18 protein-coding genes are annotated in these 16,235 nt (G+C 61.8%); 11 read left to right on the top strand and 7 right to left on the bottom strand.

Translation table 11 applies throughout. The features are described 5' to 3' along the window. Positions 1 to 7 precede the first annotated feature (7 nt). Positions 8 to 409, top strand: a complete 402-nt coding sequence (locus J7I86_RS04840) for a VOC family protein (RefSeq protein ID WP_214816221.1) — start codon at positions 8 to 10, stop codon at positions 407 to 409. A 99-nt stretch (positions 410 to 508) separates the two neighbouring features. Here J7I86_RS04840 and J7I86_RS04845 read toward each other — a convergent pair whose 3' ends face one another. The 3 genes from J7I86_RS04845 to J7I86_RS04855 form a co-directional block, all read right to left on the bottom strand. Beyond that, complete coding sequence (locus J7I86_RS04845; RefSeq protein ID WP_214816224.1) at positions 509 to 1,654, bottom strand: glutamate--cysteine ligase; 1,146 nt, start codon at positions 1,652 to 1,654, stop codon at positions 509 to 511. Positions 1,655 to 1,707: 53 nt separating this feature from the next. Continuing rightward, a complete protein-coding gene (locus J7I86_RS04850; protein ID WP_214816227.1) occupies positions 1,708 to 2,166 on the bottom strand; it encodes a hypothetical protein in 459 nt (152 codons plus the stop codon). Positions 2,167 to 2,386: 220 nt separating this feature from the next. Then, positions 2,387 to 3,160 carry a GAF and ANTAR domain-containing protein gene (locus J7I86_RS04855; protein WP_214816229.1) on the bottom strand — a complete coding sequence of 258 codons (774 nt, stop codon included), beginning with the start codon at positions 3,158 to 3,160 and terminating at the stop codon, positions 2,387 to 2,389. 323 nt (positions 3,161 to 3,483) lie between these two features. Between J7I86_RS04855 and J7I86_RS04860 the strand changes: the two genes are divergently transcribed. The 5 genes from J7I86_RS04860 to J7I86_RS04880 all read left to right on the top strand — a co-directional run bounded on the left by J7I86_RS04860 (position 3,484) and on the right by J7I86_RS04880 (position 8,623). Then, a complete protein-coding gene (locus tag J7I86_RS04860) occupies positions 3,484 to 3,768 on the top strand; it encodes a hypothetical protein (protein ID WP_286179301.1) in 285 nt (94 codons plus the stop codon). 700 nt (positions 3,769 to 4,468) lie between these two features. Then, positions 4,469 to 5,260: a DeoR/GlpR family DNA-binding transcription regulator gene (locus tag J7I86_RS04865; RefSeq protein ID WP_214816235.1), complete on the top strand. Its 792-nt coding sequence runs from the start codon at positions 4,469 to 4,471 to the stop codon at positions 5,258 to 5,260. Beyond that, positions 5,257 to 6,249 (top strand): 1-phosphofructokinase family hexose kinase, encoded by a 993-nt coding sequence (locus J7I86_RS04870; RefSeq protein WP_214816238.1) that lies wholly within the window; start codon positions 5,257 to 5,259, stop codon positions 6,247 to 6,249. Before J7I86_RS04865 ends, J7I86_RS04870 begins: the two co-directional genes overlap by 4 nt. Next, complete coding sequence (locus J7I86_RS04875; protein WP_214816241.1) at positions 6,246 to 8,279, top strand: fructose-specific PTS transporter subunit EIIC; 2,034 nt, start codon at positions 6,246 to 6,248, stop codon at positions 8,277 to 8,279. The genes J7I86_RS04870 and J7I86_RS04875 overlap by 4 nt, the downstream gene beginning before the upstream one ends. A gap of 68 nt (positions 8,280 to 8,347) precedes the next feature. Beyond that, positions 8,348 to 8,623, top strand: coding sequence for an HPr family phosphocarrier protein (locus J7I86_RS04880; RefSeq protein ID WP_214816244.1), 276 nt, complete (start codon positions 8,348 to 8,350; stop codon positions 8,621 to 8,623). 110 nt (positions 8,624 to 8,733) lie between these two features. On the opposite strand, the gene J7I86_RS04885 is transcribed toward J7I86_RS04880, so the two are convergent. Both J7I86_RS04885 and J7I86_RS04890 read right to left on the bottom strand, forming a co-directional pair. Continuing rightward, positions 8,734 to 9,690 (bottom strand): DNA topoisomerase IB, encoded by a 957-nt coding sequence (locus J7I86_RS04885; RefSeq protein WP_214816247.1) that lies wholly within the window; start codon positions 9,688 to 9,690, stop codon positions 8,734 to 8,736. Between the two features lie 44 nt (positions 9,691 to 9,734). Beyond that, complete coding sequence (locus tag J7I86_RS04890) at positions 9,735 to 10,214, bottom strand: Dps family protein (RefSeq protein WP_214816250.1); 480 nt, start codon at positions 10,212 to 10,214, stop codon at positions 9,735 to 9,737. 309 nt (positions 10,215 to 10,523) lie between these two features. Here J7I86_RS04890 and J7I86_RS04895 point away from each other — a divergent pair, with 309 nt between their 5' ends. Next, a complete protein-coding gene (locus J7I86_RS04895) occupies positions 10,524 to 10,694 on the top strand; it encodes a DUF4175 domain-containing protein (RefSeq protein WP_143711595.1) in 171 nt (56 codons plus the stop codon). A gap of 111 nt (positions 10,695 to 10,805) precedes the next feature. Here the strand turns inward: J7I86_RS04895 and J7I86_RS04900 are convergent, their stop codons facing one another. Then, entirely contained in the window at positions 10,806 to 11,027 is a 222-nt protein-coding gene (locus tag J7I86_RS04900) for a hypothetical protein (protein ID WP_214816253.1), read from the bottom strand. Positions 11,028 to 11,157: 130 nt separating this feature from the next. On the opposite strand from J7I86_RS04900, the gene J7I86_RS04905 reads away from it, so the two are divergent. Genes J7I86_RS04905 through J7I86_RS04915 form a run of 3 tightly spaced genes read left to right on the top strand, consistent with a single transcriptional unit; the run spans position 11,158 to position 12,680 of the window. Continuing rightward, entirely contained in the window at positions 11,158 to 11,682 is a 525-nt protein-coding gene (locus tag J7I86_RS04905) for a DUF6328 family protein (RefSeq protein ID WP_214816256.1), read from the top strand. Positions 11,683 to 11,687: 5 nt separating this feature from the next. After that, on the top strand, positions 11,688 to 12,395 hold the full coding sequence (locus J7I86_RS04910) for a DUF6766 family protein (RefSeq protein ID WP_214816259.1): 708 nt from the start codon (positions 11,688 to 11,690) through the stop codon (positions 12,393 to 12,395). Positions 12,396 to 12,413: 18 nt separating this feature from the next. After that, positions 12,414 to 12,680, top strand: a complete 267-nt coding sequence (locus tag J7I86_RS04915; protein WP_214816262.1) for a Rho termination factor — start codon at positions 12,414 to 12,416, stop codon at positions 12,678 to 12,680. Between the two features lie 83 nt (positions 12,681 to 12,763). Here J7I86_RS04915 and J7I86_RS04920 read toward each other — a convergent pair whose 3' ends face one another. Next, positions 12,764 to 13,630 (bottom strand): Ku protein, encoded by an 867-nt coding sequence (locus tag J7I86_RS04920; RefSeq protein ID WP_214816267.1) that lies wholly within the window; start codon positions 13,628 to 13,630, stop codon positions 12,764 to 12,766. A gap of 38 nt (positions 13,631 to 13,668) precedes the next feature. On the opposite strand from J7I86_RS04920, the gene J7I86_RS04925 reads away from it, so the two are divergent. Next, the gene (locus J7I86_RS04925; RefSeq protein WP_214816270.1) at positions 13,669 to 16,212 is read left to right on the top strand and encodes an ATP-dependent DNA ligase; all 2,544 of its coding nucleotides are present in this window, start codon (positions 13,669 to 13,671) and stop codon (positions 16,210 to 16,212) included. The last annotated feature ends 23 nt before the right edge of the window (positions 16,213 to 16,235 follow it).

A 16,235-nucleotide genomic window follows, 5' to 3' on the forward strand; every position in this document is an offset into this window, starting at 1 on the left:
GTGATTCATGAACATTTCATTGAAGTACGCACACGTAACCGTCAACGATGTTGATGAGTCGCTCGCCTTCTACCGGGACGCCCTGGGGTTTGAAGTCCGGAACGACGTGGGCTCGGACGGCCAGCGCTGGGTCACCATCGGCGGCGATGCCCAGCCGGATCTTGAACTGGTCCTGTCCCCTCCGCACGCAGGACGCTCACAGGCCGACGGCGACGCCATCCAGGAACTGCTCACCAAGGGCGTCATGCCCATGCTGGTTTTCACCACGGATGATCTCGACGCCACCTTCGAAAAGCTCCGGGCATCCGGCGCCGAGGTACTCCAGGAACCGATCGACCAGCCTTGGGGCCCGCGCGACTGCGCCTTCCGCGATCCCTCCGGCAACATGATCCGCATCAACCAGGGGTGATCAAGCACGACGACGGGAGGTCACCGCGGCGCGGCGGTTTCCAGCGCTCGAGGCGACCTCCGTCGTCGTACTTCTTTTCTCAGCGACGCCTCAAGCTGGTCAGCGACTCAAGAGGCCGGCGTCGGACCGCTCGCCGTAATGGTGGGTAGAGGCAATGGCGGCTGAGACGACGTCGGACAATCGCCGCCGCTGGCCGTACGCCTGCCGCTGCAGCCGCTCCCCGGTCCCGCGCCGGAGGATATTCGCCACTCCGCTCCGCGCGAGCGCAAGGTCCCCTGATGCGGTCAGAGCACCGCGGATGTGCCGGAGCAGGGCACCGGCGACGTCGGCGGCAGCAAAAGGCGCCTGCTCCAGGGGGTGCAAAAGTTGGTTATTGACGCCGAAACGGCTGGCTTTCCAGTTGGCCATGCGGATCACCGGAGTCAACATGCTCGACGGCGGTTCCCCCTTGCGCCATTTGCTCGCCGCCGTTTCTACAAGGGCTCGCGCGAGGACGGCAAGGGTCAGGGCGTCTTCGGCGTAAAGGCAGACATCAGCAATCCGGAGTTCCACGGTTGGATGCCCCTTGGACAGGCGCGCGTCGAAGTAGATCATGCCTTCATCCAGGGGCACACCGGTGGACAGTAGTTCAGACAACACCGCCCCGTATCCCTCAGCGGAACCGAAAACATCCATGGGTCCCGCCGTGGGCCACCTGTTCCAGATTTGGGTCCGGTAGCTGGCGAACCCCGTGTCAAAACCCATCCAGAACGGGGAGTTCGCGCTCAACGCCAGGAGGACCGGCAGCCAGTGGCGTATCCGGTCCAGCACTGCGACGCCCTCGTCCGGCGACTCGATGGAGACGTGGACGTGGAAGCCGCAGGTGAGTTGCTCGCGGGAAATCAAGCCGAATTCCTGGCCCATGGTGGCATAGCGCTGGTTGCCTGTGGTGGGCGTGGCATGAAAGACAGGGGGTGTGGCCAAAGCGGCAACGCGCGCGCCTACTGCCCGGGCCGCCGAGTCTGCCAACTCCCGTCCGGCACGGATCTCTGCCCGCAGCTCTTTAGCGGTCCGGCAGGGGCGCGAGTTGACCTCAATCTGTTCCTGCTTGAACTCCGATTTCAGCGCCGGCCCACCCCCGGCGCCAATCTCGCCTTCAGAAGGGCCAGCCGCATCCAAAAGTCCGGATGCCAGCGCCAAGGGCAATCCATCCCCCGGATCCGCGATCAGCAATTCTTCTTCGACACCGAACGTGCGCACAGCCACCCCTCCCCACCTTCAGTTATTCAGAGACGGCTTCGGTTGTTTAGGGACGTCGGCTATCCAACGTGGCGCGGAACCTCCATCTGGAAGCCGCAGCGGCAATGGAGCACTTGGGTCTGCAGGTACACCTCAAGGAGGTTTGGACTCTCCGGATCGTCGGTGGTCCGGGGCGCCTCAATGACGCGTTCTGTAGGGCGTCCCAAGGTCATGGGATCACCACAATGGGTGCAACTGAACCAGAGCCCGGCTGCGGACGTCGAAAGAAATTCACTCTGGATCGCGGGTACCAAGGCATCCAGACGGACTGCATGGGCGTAAAACGTATCGCATTCGCTACAGGTGTAGCTGACTTCGACGATCTCCGACTGATTCGGTGTTGCTTCCACAACCGTCTCTACAAAAATGTAGGAATCAGTATGACAAACGGTGCACCAAGGGCGTGCACTGGTATCGACAGCTGCGGGTGCCCGCCGGCTTGCAGGCTTCGGGGCGGGAATCGGGGATCCAAGCGTCATTGCCATTCTCCTTTTGCTCCTTCAAGGAACCTGCATGGAGGCACGCTGCGAGCCGGCCGAAAAGGGCCACGGCTAAAAAGGTGCAGTTCTTGGACCATCCTGGATGGCTCCAACTCATGAGGCTCCAAGGGCTATCTGCTTAACCCATGTATGAATGTAGTTCACTAGTGGCAGCCGTCACAAGTGATGAGGCGGGCGAGAATCCGCTTGCCCGGGCGGCTTAGGCTTCGAAATGGGCTACGGGAGCTTGCTTGGCCACACTCTTGACCAGGGATTCCGCGACGTCCCGCAGTTTCAGATTGCGGGTGCTGGACGCCTTCTTGAGGATTTGGAACGCTTCTTGCTGCGTGCAGCGGTTTTGGCCCATGATGATTCCGCTGGCCAGATCGATCACAGTACGCGTCTGCATGGCTTCCTGCAGATCGTCAGCATGCTGCTGCTTCACGCCGATGCGTACAGCCAACCGCAACGACCGCTCGGCCTGGCTTGCATAGAGTTCGCAATTACGAATGGTGGCGTCGTCAAACGCTTGGGCTTGCGGGGCGAAGAAGTTCAGGGCCGCTGTGGCTCCTTCATCCAATTCCAGGGGCACGCAAAGCGCCGAAAGATGCCCCCGCTCGGCAATGACCGTGCAGTACTCGGACCAGCGGTCTTCGATGGACGTGTCAGGAACATGCTGGGTCCCATGGCTGCGCATGGCCTCCAAGCACGGACCATCCCCGTACGCCTGCTGAACCTCATCGATCAGCCTGGCTTCGTGGGTGCTCCCGGCCACCGTCGCAGTGCGCCGGCGACGACTCAGAGTGATGCCGCAGAGCACATCCATGCCAACGGCTTGTGACACCGCGGAAGCCGAGAATACGGCGAGCTCATGCAGGAAACCGCCCACATCGTCGCTGTCTATCACGAGGTCTTGCAGTTGCCCAGGCACCGAAGCATCGTCAGGCGCAGAGACAGCATCAGGCGCCGCAAGATCAACGTTCATTTCGTCCATGCCTCATTTTACGGTGGCGCGGAGCCAAATCGTCACCGTTTTGGCGACGGAAACAGAATCCTTGCATCTCAGGTGCACCTATGTGCACAATCAACCTATAGTCCCCACCACAGGACCCAGGCTTTCCAGCTCATGCAGACGGGCGTCCCGCATTTTTTATGCAGAGGCACAGACCCATGCCGGCTCAGCCAGCGTCCAGAGTCCCGGACGAAGCACATCAACCACCCGACGAGCCGTTGTGGTGCTCACGGTGCAATACGGACCAGCACCTTCTGGTGAATTCGATTCAATCGCACTATCCACCCGCGCCCAACATGGTGAACGTGGCATACGAATGCCATGCCTGCAAGTACTCCTATGAGCACGTCGCCTCCGTTCGGCGCGTGGCAGCGGTGCTGAACCGCCCGGGTGTTCCTCAGGGCGTGCTGCAGTTCGGCGGGCAATACCTGCACTGCGGGGAACCGATGAAGACCAAGAGCTGCGAGTTGCGCAGGATCCAGGCTTCCCTGGTGCTCACTCCGGGAGCGCAGCTGCGGATGTACGAGGTACTTATCAACACACGGATTCTCGGATGTCATTGCGGCTTCCGCATGGAAATCCCTGATTGAGGTGGGCGGCACCATGAGCAACGACGCAATGAGAAGGCAAACCACGGGGAGCTACACCAACAGTCTTGAACCTATCGGGAGGGAAAGCATGCACACAGAATCACAACGAAAAGAGCCTTTGACCACGGGGGGCGGGAAGCCCGGGACAGCCGGCAAGCGCAGCCTTCCCGATCCCCCGGACCCGGACAATCTGCCCATCGATTATCCGGGCTCAGGTTGGGATTCCGGGAGGTACCCCTCCGCTGTTCCCGGAAGCCTCCGGCCGCAGCACTCCGCTCACTGGCGAAGCGCCTGACCATGAGCGGCTTCCCTCCGGACCCCTCGCATCCCGACCCCACCCGGGAGCCCGGTCCCACTCCCGAGCCGGTTCCGTTGCCGGAGCCGGGGCCACCACCCGTACCAGAGCCCACGCCGGGACCTCCAACACCGGGAGAACCGCCGGGACCTTTGACGTAGTTCCCACAGACCGGGTCCCGCAAATCCCCCAGTCAGGATCCGAACGAGGGCATGTCGCGCTACAGGGAGCGCGGCATGCCCTTTTCGTGCGCTTGCGACCGCTTCTTCGGTTTGAATCTGTGTTTGTGTTGGTTTCTATTGACTAACCAACATAAACAAAGATAGAGTCAAGCAATTCCACATCGTTGTGACAGCAGTCACTGATGTGGCTGCACTGCTAAGCAGCTTGACCAATGGAGGGTAAGTGTTCGCCGAAGAGCGCCAGCAACTGATCTCCGCACTCGTCGCAGAGCGCGGAAGGGTGAGCGTCACAGACCTCGCCGACCGTTTCAGCATCACCACTGAAACAATCCGCCGCGACCTCGCGGCCCTTGAAGTCTCCGGCAATCTGAGGCGCGTACACGGCGGCGCCGTCCCTTCGGACCGCCTAAGCACCCGCGAAGAGAGCATCTTGGAGCGCGCCGTCCAGCGTCAGGTGGAAAAACTCCGCATCGCCAACGCAGCACTCGCACTGATCCCCCAACTCACCACGGGGAGCATTCTCTTGGACGCCGGTTCCACTACGGAAACCCTCGCAGACCTCTTGGCGCAACAGACGCCATCGGCCAACGGAAACGATGAACTCGTGGTCATCACGCATGCCATTCCCATCGCCGCCAAACTTTCCACCACGCCAGGCATAGCTCTCCAAATCCTTGGCGGACGTGTCCGTGGACTGACCCAGGCCGCCGTCGGGCAGTCCACCGTGGAGGCGGCGTACAAACTTCGCCCGGACATCGCATTCGTCGGAGCCAACGGCATCCACGCGACGTTCGGGCTCAGCACCCCTGATCCCGATGAAGCCGCGGTCAAAGCCGCCTTCGTCACCTCAGCCCGCCGCGTGGTGGCACTTGCCGACTCTTCCAAACTGGACGCCGAAACCCTGGTCCAGTTCGCCAACCTGAAGGATGTTGACACCTTGATTACAGACGGCGAACCGTCCGCGGAACTCGCAGCAGCCCTGGCAGAGGCCGGCGTCGACGTGGTGATCGCATGATCGTCACGTTGACCGCCAACCCCAGCCTGGACCGCACTGTTGAGCTTCCCTCTGCCTTGGCCCGCGGTGAAGTGCAGCGTGCGGTAGCCGTCCACCAGGAATCCGGCGGAAAGGGCGTCAATGTTTCCCGGGCACTCGTGGCCTCCGGCCTCGAGACCCTGGCAGTTCTTCCGGGCGCCGACTCGGACCCGGTCCTTTCAGGGCTTCACGACGGCGGTGTACCGTTCGCGGCACTGCCCATCGGTCAGGCGTTGCGCAGCAATGTCACACTCACCGAACCCGATGGCGTCACCACCAAGATCAACGAACCCGGCCCGGAGCTGAGCGATGAACAGCAGGAAGCCCTGATCGGGCTGCTGCTGGAACGCTCCCGTGGCGCCAGCTGGGTGGTACTCGCAGGATCGCTCCCACCAGGAGTGCCCGCGGATTTCTACGCCACCATCGCTCGTCGACTCCGATCGAGTGCGGACGGAACGGCCTCCCCAAACATCGCCATTGACTCCTCCGGAGCGCCCCTCGCGGCCGCTTTGGTGGGCGATGCCGGAGGGAAGCCGGACCTCCTCAAACCCAACGCGGAAGAGCTCGCAGAGCTTGCTGCCGCCGCCGGATTCACCAACGTCTCCACTGCTGACGAACTGGAAGCGGATCCGGCCAAAGCCGCTGAAGCCGCAGCCGCCGTCGTCGCCAGCGGTGTAGGTGCCGTTCTAGCAACACTCGGGTCCAAGGGAGCAGTCCTGGTGACGGCGGACGGAGCATGGTTCGCCACGCATCCGCCCATCAAAGCCGTTAGCACGGTGGGTGCCGGGGACTCTTCACTTGCCGGCTACTTGCTGGCTGCAACCCAAGGCGGCTCTGCGCAGGACTGCCTTCGTCAAGCCGTGGCACATGGTGCCGCTGCTGCTTCGCTGCCGGGCTCCACTGTCCCGGCAGTCCACCAGACAACCCCCAATGCCGTAACCATCACGGCCCTCCAGAAGGACTCACAGTGACCCAGCTGATCACAACCCAATTGGTCACCCTCGACCAAAACCTGGGCGACTCCCCCGCCGACGTCATCCGCGTCCTGGCCGGCAAAGTTGCCGCCAGCGGCCGTGCTTCCGAGGTTGAAGGGCTCTTTACCGACGCCTTCGCCCGTGAGCAGAAGACCGCAACCGGCGTCCCCGGCGGCATCGCCATTCCGCACTGCCGCTCCGCTGCAGTTCAAGAGCCTGCCTTGGCCATGGCCCGGCTGTCCCACAAGGTGGACTTCGGCGCCAAGGACGGTCCCGCTGACCTCATCTTCTTCATCGCAGCCCCGGACGGCGCGGACCAGGAGCACCTCAAGCTGCTCTCAAAATTGGCCCGCTCGCTGATCAAAAAGGACTTCACCGCAGCACTGCGCGCGGCTTCCACCGAGCAGGACATTGTGGACCTCGTGGACGGCGCTCTGGCCGATAAGCCTGCTGCTGCACCTGCAGAGGCTGCTGCATCTAGCACTGCTGCCGGCGAAGCTTCGAACACTTCAGCACCCAAGCGCATCGTGGCCGTGACAGCTTGCCCTACAGGCATCGCGCATACGTACATGGCGGCTGACTCGCTGGTTGCCGCTGCCAAGGAAATGGGCGTCGACCTTCAAGTCGAGACCCAGGGCTCCTCCGGTGCCAAGCCGCTGGACCCGGCAGTGATCGCAGCGGCTGACGCCGTGATCTTCGCGGTGGACGTCGATGTTCGCGGCAAGGAGCGTTTCGCGGGAAAGCCGGTCATCAACGCACCGGTCAAGCGAGGCATCGATGAGCCCACGCAGATGGTCCAGGAAGCACTAGCAGCTGCCGAGGACCCCCGGGCCCGCCGTGTTCCGCATTTCGGTGCAGAAGAGCAGGCTGAGCGCGCGGAGGAGGAGAAGGGCGAGCACATCGGCCAGAAGCTGAAGCGCGCGCTCCTCACGGGCGTCTCCTACATGATTCCGTTCGTGGCCGGTGGTGGTCTGCTGATTGCCCTGGGCTTCCTGCTGGGCGGCTACGAAATCACTGAGGTTGCGGACAAGGTGGTGCTGGAAAACAACTTCGGCAACCTCCCTGAAGGCGGGCTCACCATTTATCTTGGTGCGGTCCTGTTCAAGATCGGCGCCCTGTCCATGGGCTTCCTGGTCCCGGCGCTGGCTGGTTACATCGCCTACGCCATCGCTGACCGGCCGGGCATTGCCCCGGGTTTTGTTGCCGGTGCCGTATCAGGTTTTATGGGTGCCGGGTTCCTTGGCGGCATCGTGGGCGGTCTTCTGGCCGGCTACATCGCGCATCTGATCGGGACGTGGCAGGTACCCCGCTGGCTCCGCGGCTTGATGCCTGTGGTCATTATCCCGCTGCTGGCCTCCATCGTCGCTTCGGGCCTGATGTTCCTGGTCCTCGGCGGTCCCATCGCCGGCCTTACCGTAGCTCTTAATAACTGGCTCACGGGTATGAGCGGCGCCTCTGCCGTAGTCCTCGGCATCATTCTCGGCCTCATGATGTGCTTCGACCTCGGCGGTCCGGTCAACAAGGTTGCCTACGCCTTCGCAGTAGCTGGCCTGAGTGCCGGCAGCGCTGACAATCAGGCACCGTGGCTCATCATGGGCACCGTCATGGCAGCGGGCATGGTTCCGCCGCTGGCCATGGCCCTGGCAACAGTCCTGAACAAGAAGCTCTTCAGCCTCGCAGAGCGCGAAAACGGCAAGGCCGCTTGGTTACTGGGTGCCTCCTTCATCTCTGAAGGTGCCATCCCCTTCGCCGCAGCCGACCCTCTGCGCGTCATCCCGGCCAGCATGGTGGGCGGCGCACTGACAGGAGCGCTCTGCATGGCCACCGGGGTCACCTCCCAGGCTCCCCACGGCGGACTCTTCGTCTTCTTCGCCATTGGCAACCTGCCAATGTTCATCATCGCCATCGTGGCCGGAATGGTGGTCAGCGCTCTGGCAGTCATCGCTCTCAAGCGCTTTGCCGTCAAGAAGCCGGTACAAGCAGAGACCACCCCGGCCACGGCTGCTACCAGCACAGCCAACGTCTAGGCCACTCACCGTCTAGACTTCCCACAAAGCCACCCCTCATAACCGCCACCCTTCACAAAGGAGCATCAATGCCAGAACGTACAGCCACCATCGCCAGCCGCGTCGGCCTTCACGCCCGCCCGGCTGCAATCTTTGCCGAGGCAGCAGGAGACCTGGATATCGACGTCACCATCGCACGTCAGGGCGAACCCGCCGACGACGCCATGGATGCCGCCAGCATCCTGTCCCTCATGAGCCTGGGCGCTTCCCATGGCGACGTCGTAGTGCTGCGAGCTGAAGGTGACGGCGCAGACGCCGCACTGGACAGCCTGGTAAAGATCCTCGAAACGGACCACGACGCCTAAGCGCTCAACAACTACGCCGAGCAACACTGAAAGAGCCTGGCGACACCCGGATATCGGTGTCGTCAGGCTCTCTCAGTGTCCAAGCTCGATCTATGGTCCCCCGGCTGCAGCTAGGACTTCTCGCCGTTCAGGAATGCCGCAACGGAAGCCTCAGTCGGTTTTACTTCCTTCAGTGCTCCCGAGAGGTACGCCTCAATGATCCTCGGATCAACGTAGGAGGACCGGGCAACGGACGGGGTGTTGCCCAGCAGCTCCGAGGCTTCCTTGATGGCCCGCACTATGGCTTGGCGCGGCGTCCCCTTGTGGCCTGACTTGATGAGGCAAAGCGCAGCGGCCGCAGTGCCCTTCCACGTCCGGAAATCCTTGGAGGTGTAAGCCTCACCGGCTATACCGCGCAGGTATTCATTGATCATGGGCCCGTCCACGGAAACCCATGTCCCACTGCTCTGGTAAGCCAGCAACCGTTCTTTGCCGGGCCGCTGAGCCAGGGGCTCCAGAAAAGCCGCAAGTCCGGGGTCGTGGATGGAGGTGTCCCACAGCTGGCCGCTCTTACCAGGGAATTTCAGGAAGACGTCCTGCCCCACAACCCGTGCATGGCGGCACCTTAGCGTGGTGAGCCCGTAGGAGCCGTTCTGCTTCATGTAGACCTCTGAGCCAACACGGAGTGCGCCAAGGTCCATTAGCCGGACGGCGGCGGCGAGGGTTTGTTGGCGGGGATCATCGGTGTTCTGCAGGTGCACAGTGACATTGCGGCGAATGGCAGGCAGGACCAAGCCCAGCTTGGCGGCCCGGAGGAACTTCTCGGTGTCCTTCCGCTCACGCCACCGCGGATGGTAGATGTACTGGCTGCGCCCGGCGCCGTCCACACCGGTGGCCAGAATATGGCCGTGTTCGTACGGGCTGATCCACACATCGGTCCACGCAGGCGGGATCGCCAGCGCGTTGATGCGCTGGCGATCCTCTTTGCTGACCAGGCTCCCATCCGGGTGCCTGTAGCTGAACCCTTTTCCTACTTTGCGGCGGACGATGCCGGGCTTGGACAGGTCACTGCGCTTAAGCCTGGGCACTGTCTATCCGGCCTGTTCGCGATCAGCCTGATCCGGGGTTCCGGCTAGGCCTCGTCCGGATCCGTTACGGCAGCGCCGGCATTCATGATTTCGGCGTTGATCATCCATACCAGCTGCTCAAGGCGGGCGATGAATGCATGCAGAAGGTCCGCCGTCGTGGGGTCTTCCTCATCCACTTCGTCATGGACGTCGCGCATGGTCTGGACAGTGCGCTCCACGCGATCAGTCACCAGCTTGACGGCGTTCTTGGTGTTGACCAGGCCGGCCGGGAATTCTTCCAGGCGCGTGCCCTTGGCGATGGTCGCGCTGCGGCCGTCGGGCAGGGCGTGGAGGGCACGCATGCGCTCGGCAGTGTCGTCGGCGAACTGGCGGGTGCCGAGGACAAGCTCGTCCAACTGGAGGTGAAGGTCGCGGAAGTTCGGTCCCACGATGTTCCAGTGCGCCTGCTTTCCCTGGAGCTGTAGCTCAATAAGGTCTGTCAGGACGATCTGAAGGTTGTCTGCAAGCTGCTGTGACGCTTTCATGTGTTCCTCTCATGGACGTTCATGTGAGCCAAAAACGCGCCGCAAGGTTTCTGCGGCAACTGCCCAATCATCAAGTGACGACTGCAATAAGCCTTTCATAAGGATGCTTAGTAGTACAATGAGGAGTGTTACTGTTCACGACTGGCGAACTTCTCCTCACGGCGAAGGCCGGTATGTGATACGTGAAAAGGCACTTTGAGGCCGTGGAACGCCTCCAAGTACCGGCATAACTAAATCGAAGTAACTCGGAATGCATACTCGGGAATTGGCGAGTCATCAAAGATTCCCTTGGAAAGGAATGTGCTGACCATGAATACGCTTCTGATCATTGCTGGTGTAGTAGCAATTGTTCTTCTTCTTGTGGGCGGCTTCTCTCAGGCCCTCAACTGGTTGCTGTGGGTAGGCGTTATCCTCCTCGTCATCGCAGCCATTGGCTGGTTGCTGAGCTTCATGTCAGGTCGCAGGGGCCACACGGTATAAATCAGCCGAACCCGCTCCACCCGGACTAATCCGGGCGCGCCAAAAGCACTTACGGACCGCGAGGGCTGCTCCCACCGCTGCAAGTGCGGCGGGAGCAGCCCTCCGGCATCATCACCCTCCGTCCGAGCCGTTGCCGGTGGCCGAGGGTGGTGGGGCCGCATCCGGATCCAGGGGCGTGGGGAACTCGTCACCCGGGGCGTCAGGGACACCTTGGGCCGGCCGTTCCGGAGTCTCCCGGTCATTACCCTGGCCAGGCATTTCCTGCTCAGGGGTGGGAGTGCCGTAGCCGCCGGGTTCGCTCTCCGGGTCCACGCGGTGTTCGTCCTGGCTCATTGCTTCCTCCTTGGAAATTGCCATGAGGCCCCGATGAAAAGATCGAGGGATGCTGACAGTTAGACCGTAGTCCCGTGTATGGTCGTCGTCTACCAAAACGTCTGCCAAAACCCGCCATGGAGGTGCACAGATGATAGAGCCGGAGCAAGCTCCCAGGATCGGCAGGAACGAGTCCACCGAGGAGCGCATGGACCGCAACTGGATGGAGCTGATCCAGGAATTGAGGGTGCTCCAGACCGGTGTCCAGATCCTGGGCGGCTTCCTGCTGACGCTACCCTTCCAGGAACGGTTCGAAGAGTTGGATGACTGGCAACGGAGCCTGTACCTCTTCAACGTGATGGTGGCAGCCCTGACCACCGTGCTCATCGTGCTCCCCGTCAGCGTTCATCGGCGCTTGTTCCGCAGGGGCCTTAAGGCAACACTCGTGTCCAGTGCGGACGTCGTCACCAAGTGGGCGTTGGGCGGGGTAGCACTCCTGATCGTAGGCTCCGCCACTTTGGTGTTCGACTTCACGGCCGGCCGGACCGCAGGGCTGGTTGCGGGCGGCTTCATCATCCTGGTGCTCCTGCTCTTGGTGGTGGGAACACCGCTATGGCTCCACCGCCGCGCCGTCCGGAACGGCAACGGCAACGGCGGAGATGCAAGGGAGGTGTGAACAACATGCTGCGACCCGCTCATCATCACCAGAAGACCGGTGAGGACAAAAAACGCCATTGGGTGAAGGACCATGGGTTGTTGCTGGTCAACGCGGGCCTTTTTGCGGTCTTCTTCGGCGGAATGATCCTTTCGGGAGCCGCCACGTATAGCGAAGAACAGCAAGCGCACGGCCAACAAGCCACAGGGCTCACGGATTTCCTGGCCTCAGGCAGTTTCTGGGAAGCCGTGTTTGAGAACTGGGAGTCGGAGTTCCTTCAGATGGCCATGTACGTGGTCCTGACGGTTTTCCTGTTCCAGAGGGGCTCATCCGAGTCGAAGCCCGTGGATAAGGACGCTCCACAGGACGAGGACCCACGCGACGCCAAGATGACAACAAAGACCCCCTGGCCGGTCAGGCGTGGCGGGTGGGTGCTGAAGGTTTACGAACACTCGCTATCGGGGCTTCTGGCACTTTTGTTCCTGGTCTCCTTCTCCATGCACGCCGTAGGCGGGGCGGCCGCTTACAACGAGGAGCAGCTCAGCCATGGCCTTCCGGAGGTCTCCACGTGGGAATACATGGGTTCAAGCCAGTTCTGGTTCGAATCCTTCCAGAACTGGCAGAGCGAGTTCCTTGCCGTGGCCGTTCTGGTAGGCGCCTCCGTGTACCTCCGGGAACGTGGTTCGCCCGAGTCCAAACCCGTGGCGGAACCGCACTACGAAACAGGCGCTTAAAGAGAAAGGAAACACATCATGCCGGGAAAAAAGAATTCCAGTTTGAAGGACCCAAAGCTCTATGAAGACCTTCGCGAGGATGGCGCTTCCAAGGAGAAGGCAGCACGCGTCTCCAATGCCGCCGCAGCCAAAGGCCGCAAGGAAGTGGGCAGCACGGGCGGAAAGTCCGGTGACTACGACGACTGGACTGTGGACAAATTGAAGTCACGCGCTAAAGAACTGGGCCTCACAGATTATTCGGACAAGAAGAAATCCGAGCTTATTTCCATGCTGCGTAAGCACTAGCACTCAGGAAAGAAGGAAAGCAGCGGCCGCCCTGACGGCGCCCGCTGCTTTCTTGATTTTCATCGATAGATTACGACGCCGGTTCACGCCTTTTTCTTGGCCCGCGCCTTTGGCTTGCTGGCAGTTTTGCTGGCGGCAGCGGCGTCGTCGTCCGCTTTTTCCTTGCCGCGCTTCTTGTCCAGGCTCCGTTTGAGGGCTTCCATGAGGTCGATGACGTCGCCGCCTTCCCCCTCGCCTTCCGTGGCACCGAAAGTCGCCTCGGTATCCAGTGCCTCGCCCTTTTCCAGTTTGGCCTCGATCAATGTTCGGAGCTGCGCTTGATAATCATCGGTGTATTCATCGGGGTCAAAGTCGTGCGCCATGGATTCCACCAGGGCGGAGGACATTTCCAGTTCCTTGTCCGAGATCTTGATGTCTGTCTCCAGCGACGGGAACTTGGCCTCGCGGACCTCATCACCCCACAGGAGCGCCTGCAGCAACAGCACATCCCCACGCACCCGCAGCGCACCCAAACGGGTCTTCTGCCGCAGCGCGTACTGGACAATGGCGATCCTGTCCGTGTCCTCCAACGTCTGCCTCAGCAACATATAGGCCTTGGGCGATTTGGAGTCCGGCTCCAGGAAATAGCTGCGCTCGTACATGATGGGGTCCAGCTGCTCCGCGGGGATAAACTCCACCACTTCAATTTCGCGGCTGTTCTCCTCCGGCAAAGACTTCAGTTCCGCAGACGTCAGGACAACGGTGCGGCCTTCTTCTTCGTAGGCCTTATCAATATCATCGTACGCCACAACGTCACCGCAAATTTCGCATTTCCGTTGGTATCTAATGCGCCCGCCGTCCTTATTGTGGACTTGGTGCAGGCCAATATCGTGATCCTCCGTGGCACTGTAGAGCTTCACTGGTACGTTGACCAGACCGAACGCGATAGATCCCTTCCATATGGCCCTCATGCACCCAGTCAACAGCACAACACAGCAGAGGAGAAGAGGTGGCAGGCAAGCAACAGGAGCGGGTGAACGTGGAAGGCCACGAACTCACCCTCACCAATCTGGGCAAAATCATCTACCCGGACACCGGCACTACCAAGGCCGAAGTTCTGGAGTACTACGCCGCGGTGGCACCGTTCCTGATCCCCGCCGCTGCGAATCGGCCCGTCACCCGCAAGCGCTGGGTCAACGGAGTGGGCACCGCCGAAAACCCCGGGCAAGTCTTCTTCCAGAAAAACCTTGAGGACTCCGCACCCAAGTGGATTCCCCGTGCCGCCATTCAGCATTCGGACCACACCAACGTCTATCCCATGGTCAACAACCTGGCCACTCTCACGTGGATGGCCCAAATCGCGTCTTTGGAAATCCACGTTCCGCAGTGGCAAGTGGACCCTTCGGGGAAGCCGCTCCGTCCCGACCGCTTCGTCCTGGACCTCGACCCCGGGCCTGGCGCCGGTCTGCCCGAGTGTGTTGAAGTGGCCAAACTGGCCCGCTCCATCCTGCAGGACATGGGCATGGACCCCGTCCCTGTCACCAGCGGCAGCAAAGGCATCCACCTCTACACCGGTCTGGACGGGACGTTAAAGTCCGATCAAGTGTCCGCCTTCGCCAAAGAGCTCGCCCGCGCCTTGGAATCGGACCACCCAGAACTGGTGGTCAGCGACATGAAGAAGTCCCTCCGCCATGGCAAGGTACTGGTGGACTGGAGCCAGAACAGCGGGAATAAGACCACCATCGTCCCCTATTCACTTCGCGGAAAAGCACGGCCTACCGTGGCGGCGCCGCGTACGTGGCGGGAGCTCGCCTCCGCCTCGCTGGAGCACCTGGACTACCTGGCCGTCATGAAGCGGGTCAAGACAGGCAAGGATCATTTCGCACCGATTTCCGAAAGGCATCTGCCGCCTCACGGGGAGGATGAGAAGGACGACGGCGGCGCCCCCCGTGAGCGGGTGGTGACGGTGGAGAACCGTCTCGCCAAGTACGTTGGGATGCGCGATCCGGACAAAACCCCGGAGCCGTTCCCGTCGTCGTCGTCGGCTGTTTCCAGCGGGACGTCCGGGCGTTCGTCTTCAGACCAGCCAAAGCCGGGCGACCCTCCGCCACCGGGCGGCATCTTTGTCATCCAGGAGCACCACGCCCGCCGTTATCACTTGGACCTGCGCCTGGAGCACAACGGCGTCCTGGCGTCGTGGGCGTTGCCGCGTGGTGTTCCGGAAACCCCCGACCGCAACAACCTTGCTGTCCATACCGAAGACCACCCCATGGAGTACGCGAGCTTCGCGGGAATCATTCCCAAGGGCGAGTACGGAGCAGGGACCATGACCATCTGGGATCGGGGCGAATACACCTGCGAGAAATGGCGTGACGGCAAGGAAGTGATCGCCACCCTCACCGGCGAACCCGGTGGTGGCCTCGGCGGCACCAAACGGTTCGCGCTCATCAATACTGGTCAGAACTGGCTGATCCACCTGATGAAGGAGCAACCGGGAGGGCGGCATGGAGGTCCGTCTGCGGGCAAAGCCGTGGCACCCAAACCCGAGCCGGCGCAGCCCTCTCCGTCCGAGCCGGTTGTTCCCCAGCCCATGCCAAATTACACCCCCATGCTCGCCACCTCAGGCACCACCGCCGATCTCCGCGGCGATGATTGGCTGTATGAGCTGAAATGGGACGGGATCCGGGCGATCATTACTGGCACGGAGGGCAAGATCCGGCTCATGAGCCGCAACGGGAACGATCTCACAGCCACCTACCCGGAATTGACTGACCGCGCGTGCTGGCCTGATGGAGACTTCGTGGCGGACGGCGAGATTGTGGCACTCGGAAAGGGGTCCAGGCCGGATTTTGGGCGGTTGCAGCTCCGGATGAACCTGGTCAAGACTGCTGACATTGAGCGGGCAAGGGCATCAGTTCCGGTGCAGCTCATGCTGTTCGACCTTCTATACGACGACGGCGCGGACCTGAGCGGGCTGCCGTTCCGCGAACGTCGCGAGAAGCTTTCCGGGTTTGCGGAGCGTCTGCGCAAGGGTTGTCCAATGCATCTATCGGCGGTTCTGGACCACGACGTCGAGGACCTCATGACCAGCGCCGGCGAACTTGGCCTGGAAGGTGTCATGGCCAAGAAGGCTGATGCACGCTACGTCATCGGACGCCGCAGCAGGTCCTGGATCAAACTGAAGCTGGAGCAAAGCCAGGAAGTGGTGGTAGGCGGTTGGCGGCCCGGCGCAGGGGCTCGGGGCGGAACTTTCGGGGCGCTGCTGCTGGGCATCCCCGACGGCGACAAACTGCACTACGTGGGCCGCGTGGGCACTGGCTTCAAGGACTGGCAACTCCGGGATGTCATGGAGCATCTTGAACCGCGGGTGGTGGGAGAGTCCCCGTTCGCGGACATTCCCCGGGAGGATGCGGCGGGTGCCACGTGGGTCACCCCTGAGCTGGTGGCCGAGGTGACTTTCGGTGAATGGACGGGCCCCGGCCGGCTACGTCATCCCGTGTGGCGCGGGTGGCGTCCGGACAAGTCCCCTGACGACGTAAGCCAGCCCAACTAAGTCGCATTTGTGCGCGTTTTGAG

Origin of the sequence: Arthrobacter sp. ISL-95, assembly GCF_018613695.1 — a bacterium.
Classification (GTDB): domain Bacteria; phylum Actinomycetota; class Actinomycetes; order Actinomycetales; family Micrococcaceae; genus Arthrobacter.